Annotated in this window: 8 protein-coding genes; 2 read left to right on the top strand and 6 right to left on the bottom strand. The window is 65.0% G+C overall.

What is annotated here, in order from left to right:
- Positions 1 to 155: 155 nt before the first annotated feature.
- The 6 genes from KBY72_RS04720 to KBY72_RS04695 form a co-directional block, all read right to left on the bottom strand.
- Positions 156 to 338, bottom strand: a complete 183-nt coding sequence (locus tag KBY72_RS04720; protein ID WP_254993152.1) for a hypothetical protein — start codon at positions 336 to 338, stop codon at positions 156 to 158.
- The gene (galE, locus tag KBY72_RS04715) at positions 338 to 1,459 is read right to left on the bottom strand and encodes a UDP-glucose 4-epimerase GalE (RefSeq protein WP_254930822.1); all 1,122 of its coding nucleotides are present in this window, start codon (positions 1,457 to 1,459) and stop codon (positions 338 to 340) included. The genes KBY72_RS04720 and galE overlap by 1 nt, the downstream gene beginning before the upstream one ends.
- 207 nt (positions 1,460 to 1,666) lie before the next feature.
- Positions 1,667 to 1,969, bottom strand: coding sequence for a PIN domain-containing protein (locus KBY72_RS04710; protein WP_254993150.1), 303 nt, complete (start codon positions 1,967 to 1,969; stop codon positions 1,667 to 1,669).
- Entirely contained in the window at positions 1,966 to 2,106 is a 141-nt protein-coding gene (locus KBY72_RS04705) for a hypothetical protein (RefSeq protein ID WP_254930820.1), read from the bottom strand. The genes KBY72_RS04710 and KBY72_RS04705 overlap by 4 nt, the downstream gene beginning before the upstream one ends.
- An 87-nt stretch (positions 2,107 to 2,193) precedes the next feature.
- The gene (locus KBY72_RS04700) at positions 2,194 to 3,573 is read right to left on the bottom strand and encodes a nucleotide sugar dehydrogenase (RefSeq protein ID WP_254993149.1); all 1,380 of its coding nucleotides are present in this window, start codon (positions 3,571 to 3,573) and stop codon (positions 2,194 to 2,196) included.
- Positions 3,570 to 4,514, bottom strand: coding sequence for a UDP-glucuronic acid decarboxylase family protein (locus tag KBY72_RS04695; protein ID WP_254930818.1), 945 nt, complete (start codon positions 4,512 to 4,514; stop codon positions 3,570 to 3,572). Before KBY72_RS04695 ends, KBY72_RS04700 begins: the two co-directional genes overlap by 4 nt.
- Between KBY72_RS04695 and KBY72_RS04690 the strand changes: the two genes are divergently transcribed.
- Positions 4,513 to 5,760, top strand: a complete 1,248-nt coding sequence (locus tag KBY72_RS04690) for a polysaccharide biosynthesis tyrosine autokinase (protein ID WP_254993148.1) — start codon at positions 4,513 to 4,515, stop codon at positions 5,758 to 5,760. The two genes, KBY72_RS04695 and KBY72_RS04690, sit on opposite strands and share 2 nt — an antisense overlap.
- Positions 5,761 to 5,918: 158 nt before the next feature.
- Positions 5,919 to 6,509 carry a hypothetical protein gene (locus KBY72_RS04685; RefSeq protein ID WP_254993147.1) on the top strand — a complete coding sequence of 197 codons (591 nt, stop codon included), beginning with the start codon at positions 5,919 to 5,921 and terminating at the stop codon, positions 6,507 to 6,509.

Here is a 6,509-nt window from a genome sequence, read left to right as displayed (position 1 = left end):
CCGCTGGTGCTGGGGCCCTTTACCGATAAACAGAAACTGGAAGCTGGGCTCGTCCTTAAGCAGCAGGGCCGCACCGAGCAGGGTGACCAGGTCGTGGCAACGGCCCTGGTTGCCGGAATAGAGCACGTTGAACGAGTGCTCTAAGCCGTGGCGACTCACAAACCAATTGCTGCCAGGCTGCTGGCCAGGTTCACGGCCAGCAGCCGCCACTGCTGCCGAGCAGTTTGGCGGATCAACTGGGCCGCAGGCTCCTGGCTGAGCAGGGGCGTGAGCACTGCCCCCAGATACTGCTTGGCGAGGTTCCGAAGCCAGGGCTGCTGGCTCAATTTAAGTGACATCAGTTGACGTTCAACGAAGGCGGCTGATCAGAGAGGGAGTCAATGCAGGGTTGGGATTTGTAGCCCTGGGGGTTTTGGCACTGCCAGTGCCAACTGTCGCGGCACATCTGCTCAAGCGACCGCCGGCAGCGCCAGTTCAAGGTGCGCGCCGCGGCGCTGGGATCGGCCACGCTGCGGGCGGCATCACCCTCACGCCGCGCCACCACGCGGATCGCGATGGTCCTGCCTGATGCCTGTTCATAAGCAGAGACGGCCTGCCGCACGGTATGACCATGGCCGCTGCCCAGGTTGAGCGTGAGCAGGTCGGCTTCGCTGCCATGCAGATAGTCGAGCGCCGCCAGGTGGCCATCGGCCAGATCCATCACATGAATGAAATCCCGCTCACCGCTCCCATCCGCCGTGGGCCAGTCATCGCCAAACAAATCCAGAGTCGCGCGGCGGCCGAGGGCCACCTGGCTTAGCAGCGGAAACAGGTTGCTCGGCACCCCCAGCGGATCCTCACCGATCCGTCCGCTGGGATGGGCCCCCACCGGATTGAAGTAGCGCAGCCGCGCCAGTCGCCAGCCCGCTCCATCACTGAGCCTCGCACTGGCCTCCAGGTCGGCCAGCAGCTGTTCCACCGCCACCTTGGTGCGCCCGTAGGGATTGATCGGCTGGATAGCTGCCGTTTCCGCAATGGGGATATGCTCCGGCATGCCGTACACAGTGGCGCTGCTGCTGAACACCAGGCTGCGGAAGCCATGGGCCGCCATCGCCTTGAGCAGCTGAACCGTGCCGCCCACATTCACATCCCAATAGCGAAGCGGCTCCGCCACCGATTCCGCAACCGCCTTCAGCCCAGCGAAATGCACCACCGCTTCAATCGAGCCCTGCGCGCCAAGGGCGTTGAAGGCGCGCTCCAGATCGTCCGCCTGGCGGATGTCGCCCTCCACCACCGTGAGCCGCTCGGCGGCATCCCCGCCCACCAGCTCCACCACCCGCCGCAGGCTCTCTCGGCAGCTGTTGCTGAAGTTGTCGAGCACCACCAAATGCCGGCCGGCCTCCAGCAGCACCAGGCAGGTGTGGCTGCCGATGAAGCCCGCACCACCGGTGACCAGGATGCGTTGGGGAACCGGGGGCATGGGGGGTCGGGGGGAGGCCCACTAGGTGGTTGGGCTGCTGAAAGCCAGAAGCCGCGGCGCATCAGAGCTATCGAGGTTCAGTACAGACTCCTGCACACTTGCAAATGACAGGGGGGAACTAGGCGTTGCGAATGAGGCGTTCAGTTCAGCGGCTTACGAGTTCCTTGGTTGGAGACACAAGATGGGGGTGACGCTTCGACAGTGGGATCAGATCAGGAGCTGCTCGTGATCGACTTGGTAATGGGCAGCGGCCTTGCACAGGCCGCGGTCAAAGCTGGCCAGTTGCAGGTTTAGCCGTTGGCAGAGAGCCAGATGCAGGGCATCCCCTGCCCGCAGAGGCGGCGCTTGGGTCAGACAGAGCCGGGCGGCGGCCTCAAAATCCTCGGCTGCCAGCGGCAGGGTGTTTAGGCGTTGCTCACGCAACACCCCAAACCTGTCCCAGGCTTCCTGGGCTGCTTCGTGGACCAGAGCCGCCACCAACAGGGAGGTGTCGAGGTAAAGGCGCCTCAATAGCGAGCCCCCTCCCGCATGCTGGCGATATCAATTCCTTTGTGCAGGGGTTGGGCCCTGGTGGCAGCCCAAAAAGATTCCAGATCAAAGCCCGCCGAAAGCTGGGCTTTGGCCTGCGCCACGTTGAGACTGCGCATCTTGTGGAGGGTTGGTTAGATGACCCACGTAGCGGTGGCTGTCTCGGCTGGTTTGGGTTCAGGTGGGGTTGGCGGCCAGCCGCTCGATCAGCCCTCGCCCACGGTCCACACCTGCAGCCCCGCCGCTCGCGCCGCCGCCGCATCGGCCTTGGCCCGCGCATCGAACAGCCAAGCCGGCCGCCGCATCAGCTCCCCCACCGCCGCCCAGTCGATCTGGGCAAACTCCTGCCATTCGGTGAGCAGCAGCAGGGCATCGGCGCCACGGGCCGCCTGCTGCACCTCTGGCACTTGGTGCCAGCACCCGGCGCCATCGCAATCACCGGAGGGCTGACCCAGGTCCTGCTCCAGCTGGCGCTCGCTCACTTTGGGATCCACGATCTGCAGCACCGCCCCCTCCTCGAGCAGATCCCGGCAGATGCGGATCGCCGGCGATTCGCGGGTGTCGTTGGTGTCGGCCTTAAAGGCAAAGCCCAGCACCCCAATGCGCTTGCCGCTCACGGTGCCAAACAACCTGTTCACCACCAAGCGGGCGATGCGCTGCTGCTGCCAGGTGTTGAGCGTCACCACCTGCTGCCAGTAGGCCGCCACCTCGTGCAGGCCGTAGTGGCCGCAGAGGTACACCAAATTCAGGATGTCTTTCTGGAAGCAGCTGCCGCCAAAACCGGGGCCTGCCTTGAGAAACTTGGCACCAATCCGGCTGTCGGCCCCGATCGCCTTGGCCACCTCGCCCACGTCGGCACCCGTGGCCTCACAGATGGCCGCGATTGCATTGATCGAGCTGATCCGCTGGGCCAAAAAGGCGTTGGCGGTGAGTTTGGAGAGCTCTGAGCTCCAGAGATTGGTGCGCAGGATGCGTTCGGCCGGCACCCACTGGCTGTAGATCGCCGCCAGCGCCTCGATCGCCGTTGGATCTTCACCGCCGATCAGCACCCGATCCGGCGCCTGCAGATCGGCTATGGCCGTGCCCTCCGCCAGAAACTCCGGATTGGAGAGCACTGAAAACGTTTTGCCCTCGGCCGCTGGCACGGCACTAAGGATCGTTTGCACCGTTTCAGCGGTGCGCACCGGCAGGGTGCTCTTTTCCACCACGATCGTGTGGCCCTGGGCGCAGGCGGCCACCTGGCGGGCTGAGGCCTCGATCCAGCGCAGGTCGCTGGCCTGGCCCGCACCCACACCCTTGGTTTTGGTGGGCGTGTTCACCGAGAGGAACACCATGTCGGCCCCGGCGATCGCCGCTTCCACCGCCGTGCTGAAGTGGAGGTTGCGGCCCCGCGCCCGGCCCACCAGCGCATCAAGCCCCGGCTCATAGACGGGCAACTGGCTGAGGTCGAGATCGTTCCAGGCGGCGATGCGCTCGGCGTTAAGGTCCACCACCGTGACCTGAATGCCGGGGCAGCGATCGGCGATCACCGCCATCGTGGGACCGCCCACGTAGCCAGCGCCGATGCAGCAGATGGAGCGGATCATGCGCCGAGCGCCTCGCGGAAGTAAGCGATCGTGGGCTCCAGCCCCTGCTCCAGCGCCACCGTCGGCTGCCAGCCCAGCTCCTGTTGCGCCAGCTCGATCACAGGTTGACGTTGCAGGGGATCATCCGCCGGCAGCGGTTCACAGGTGAGCGGCAGCTCGGGGTTGATGCGCGCGCGCACCAGCTCGGCCAGCTGGCGGATCGTGAATTCACCGGGGTTGCCGATATTGATCGGGCCGGTGTGGCTGCCGTTCATCAGCCGGATCAGGCCCTCCACCAGATCATCCACATAACAAAAGCTGCGGGTCTGGCTGCCATCGCCATAAAGGGTGAGCGGTTCACCGCGCAGGGCCTGCACGATGAAGTTGCTCACCACCCGGCCGTCATCGGGCAGCATCCTTGGCCCATAGGTATTGAAGATCCGCGCCACGCGAATCTCGGTGCCATGCATGCGCCGGTAGTCAAAGCACAGCGTTTCGGCGATCCGCTTGCCCTCGTCGTAGCAGCTGCGAATGCCAATCGTGTTTACGCAGCCCCGGTAGCTCTCGGGCTGGGGGTGCACCTCCGGATCGCCATACACCTCACTGGTGCTGGCCAGCAGCAGCCGCGCCCCCACCCGCCTCGCCAGGCCCAGCATGTTGTAGGTGCCCAGGAAGCTGGTTTTGGCGGTCTTGATCGGGTTGTGCTGGTAGTGCACCGGCGAAGCCGGGCAGGCCAGGTGCCAGATCCGGTCCACCTCGAGCTTGATCGGTTCGGTGACGTCGTGGCGGATCAGCTCAAAGCGCGGATGGCCGATCCATTGGGCGATGTTGGCTTTGCGGCCAGTGAAGTAGTTGTCGAGGCAGATCACCTCCTCGCCGGCCGCCATCAGCCGGTCCACCAGGTGCGAGCCCACAAAACCGGCACCGCCGGTGATCAGGTTGCGGGGGAGGGAGGCGGGCATGGGGGGTGGCGGTGTTGAAAAGGAGTTGCTGCTTAATCGTCGCTTTCTCAAGCAGCCCAATCTCATCAAAGACTACGAAGAGTGCCAGCAGCAGCTGAAGGTGGCTCAAGACAACCTCGCTAGCTTCCTAAGCACCCGGGCCACCTTCCAGCTGGAACAAGCTCAGAACACCCTGCCCTGGAAGCTGATCGCCCCGCCCCAGGTGAATGGCTATCCCGAGGAGCCAAGCCTGAGGAAGGGTCTGCTCAATGGCCTGATGCTGGGCGTTGTGGCTGGGGTGGGTGCTGGGCTTCTGCGCGACAGGCTCGACCACGGCTTCCGCAATCCCCGCGAAGTGAAGGAAGAGCTGGGCGAGGCCCTGCTGGGCCACATTCCCCACGTGGCCTTCTTCCAAGGGGTGCGGGAAGACAAGCGCTTCCTGCTGCAGGAGCTCGATCGCAGCAGCTCCAAGCAGCCTTCTGCCGAGAGCTCCTCCGAGAGTTCCGCAGAAAGCCCTGCCAGCGGTGCCATTGGCGGCAGCCCCGAGAAGCCCGCCCTATCGGGCTACCAGCGTTTCTTCTACCAAGAAGCCTTCCGCAACCTCTTCACCAGCATCCGCTTCCTCAGCAGCGACAAGCCCCTGCGCTCCCTGGCCCTCACCAGCACCCTGCCGGCAGAAGGCAAAACCCTGGTGAATGCCCTGCTGGCCAAAACCCTCTCGGAAATGGGTCAGCGGGTGCTGCTGGTGGATGCCGACATGCGCAAACCACAGCTGCACCACCGCCTCGGCCTCAACAACCTCACCGGCCTCAGCAACCTGCTCACCGAAGCCAATCTGGATTGGCGTGATGTGCTGCAGCCTGTGCAGGGCTACGACAACTGGAGCGTGATCACGGCCGGTACCCGCCCACCCGACACCACCCGCCTGCTCAGCTCCAAGCGCATGCAGCAGCTGGTGACCGAGTTGGCCGAATCCGACCAATTCGACATCGTGCTCTACGACACGCCACCCGTGCTCGGCCTCGCCGACGCGCCCCTGGTGGCCCAGCATGTGGATGGCTTAATCCTCCTGGTGAGCCTCGATCAGGTCGACCGCAATCTGCCCAAAGAAGCGATCAGCCGCGTGCGCAGCTCCGGCGCCCAACTGCTGGGGGTGGTCACCAATGCCCTCACCGAAGAGAGCGAACACAGGGCCTCCTACGGCTACGGCAATCGCTACAAATACGGTTACGGCTCCAAAAAAGGCTATGGCTATGGCTATGGCTAGGGCGTCTATGACCAGCGCAGCTCCTATTCGTATTACGCCGGTGGCGATGCGGACAGCGATGCTGAATCCACCGCCGAAACAAGCCCGAAAAGCTTCCTCGGGGCCTGCCGGGTGCAAGCCAGCAAGCTGCGGCGCCGCTGGTTCAACTGGATTGACACATGACCCCCAGGGTGGGTCTCTACCGCAGCTGCCTTACGGCCCTTGTGGCCTGTCAGGCACCGGCTGCCCTGGCCCTGCAATGGGGCCCGGTCGAGCCCCCGCCCGAGCCCCCTGCTCTGCCGCCGCAGTGGCGCGATAGCCCCACCGCCCCCGCAGCCAGCCCCGGCTGGAAAATGCTCAACCCCGCCGATCCCCAATCCCCCGGCCTGCGGCCCTGGCAGCTGGTGCCCGCCCACGAGGTAATCGCGCCTCCCACCTCTAAAGAAGCCGCCCCGCCCCTGCTCAGCCTGGCCCAGGTGCAGGATCTGCTCGCCACCCAGCTGCCCAGCCGCGGCGACTACCTCCCCCTGCTGCGCCTCGGCCAGCTGCCCACCGCCAGCCTGATTCCCGAGGCCTTTGGCCAACTCAGCTTCCAGCAGGTGAGCCCGGGCGATGGCGGCGCCGCCAACGGCACCGGCAACCAAAACTACGGCGCACGCTTCGATTACGGGCTCACCCCGGCGCTGATGGCCTCGGCCTACTACACCTACGCCGATGACCCCCTCTACGCGTCTATCCCCAGCCGGCCCGCCCAGCCCGCCAACCTCTAG

Source organism: Cyanobium sp. BA5m-21, from assembly GCF_024346235.1.
Taxonomy (GTDB): domain Bacteria; phylum Cyanobacteriota; class Cyanobacteriia; order PCC-6307; family Cyanobiaceae; genus Cyanobium_A; species Cyanobium_A usitatum.
The sequence above is the reverse complement of the archived record's forward strand: the minus strand, read 5'-3'. Positions and strand labels throughout refer to the sequence as shown.

Bases quoted from the DNA above. Each gene is read 5' to 3' on its own strand.
- KBY72_RS04720 (WP_254993152.1), bottom strand. From the start codon at position 338: ATGTCACTTAAATTGAGCCAGCAGCCCTGGCTTCGGAACCTCGCCAAG.
- galE (WP_254930822.1), bottom strand. From the start codon at position 1,459: ATGCCCCCGGTTCCCCAACGCATCCTGGTCACCGGTGGTGCGGGCTTC.
- KBY72_RS04705 (WP_254930820.1), bottom strand. From the start codon at position 2,106: ATGCGCAGTCTCAACGTGGCGCAGGCCAAAGCCCAGCTTTCGGCGGGC.
- KBY72_RS04700 (WP_254993149.1), bottom strand. From the start codon at position 3,573: ATGATCCGCTCCATCTGCTGCATCGGCGCTGGCTACGTGGGCGGTCCC.
- KBY72_RS04690 (WP_254993148.1), top strand. From the start codon at position 4,513: ATGGGGGGTGGCGGTGTTGAAAAGGAGTTGCTGCTTAATCGTCGCTTT.
- KBY72_RS04695 (WP_254930818.1), bottom strand. From the start codon at position 4,514: ATGCCCGCCTCCCTCCCCCGCAACCTGATCACCGGCGGTGCCGGTTTT.
- KBY72_RS04685 (WP_254993147.1), top strand. From the start codon at position 5,919: ATGACCCCCAGGGTGGGTCTCTACCGCAGCTGCCTTACGGCCCTTGTG.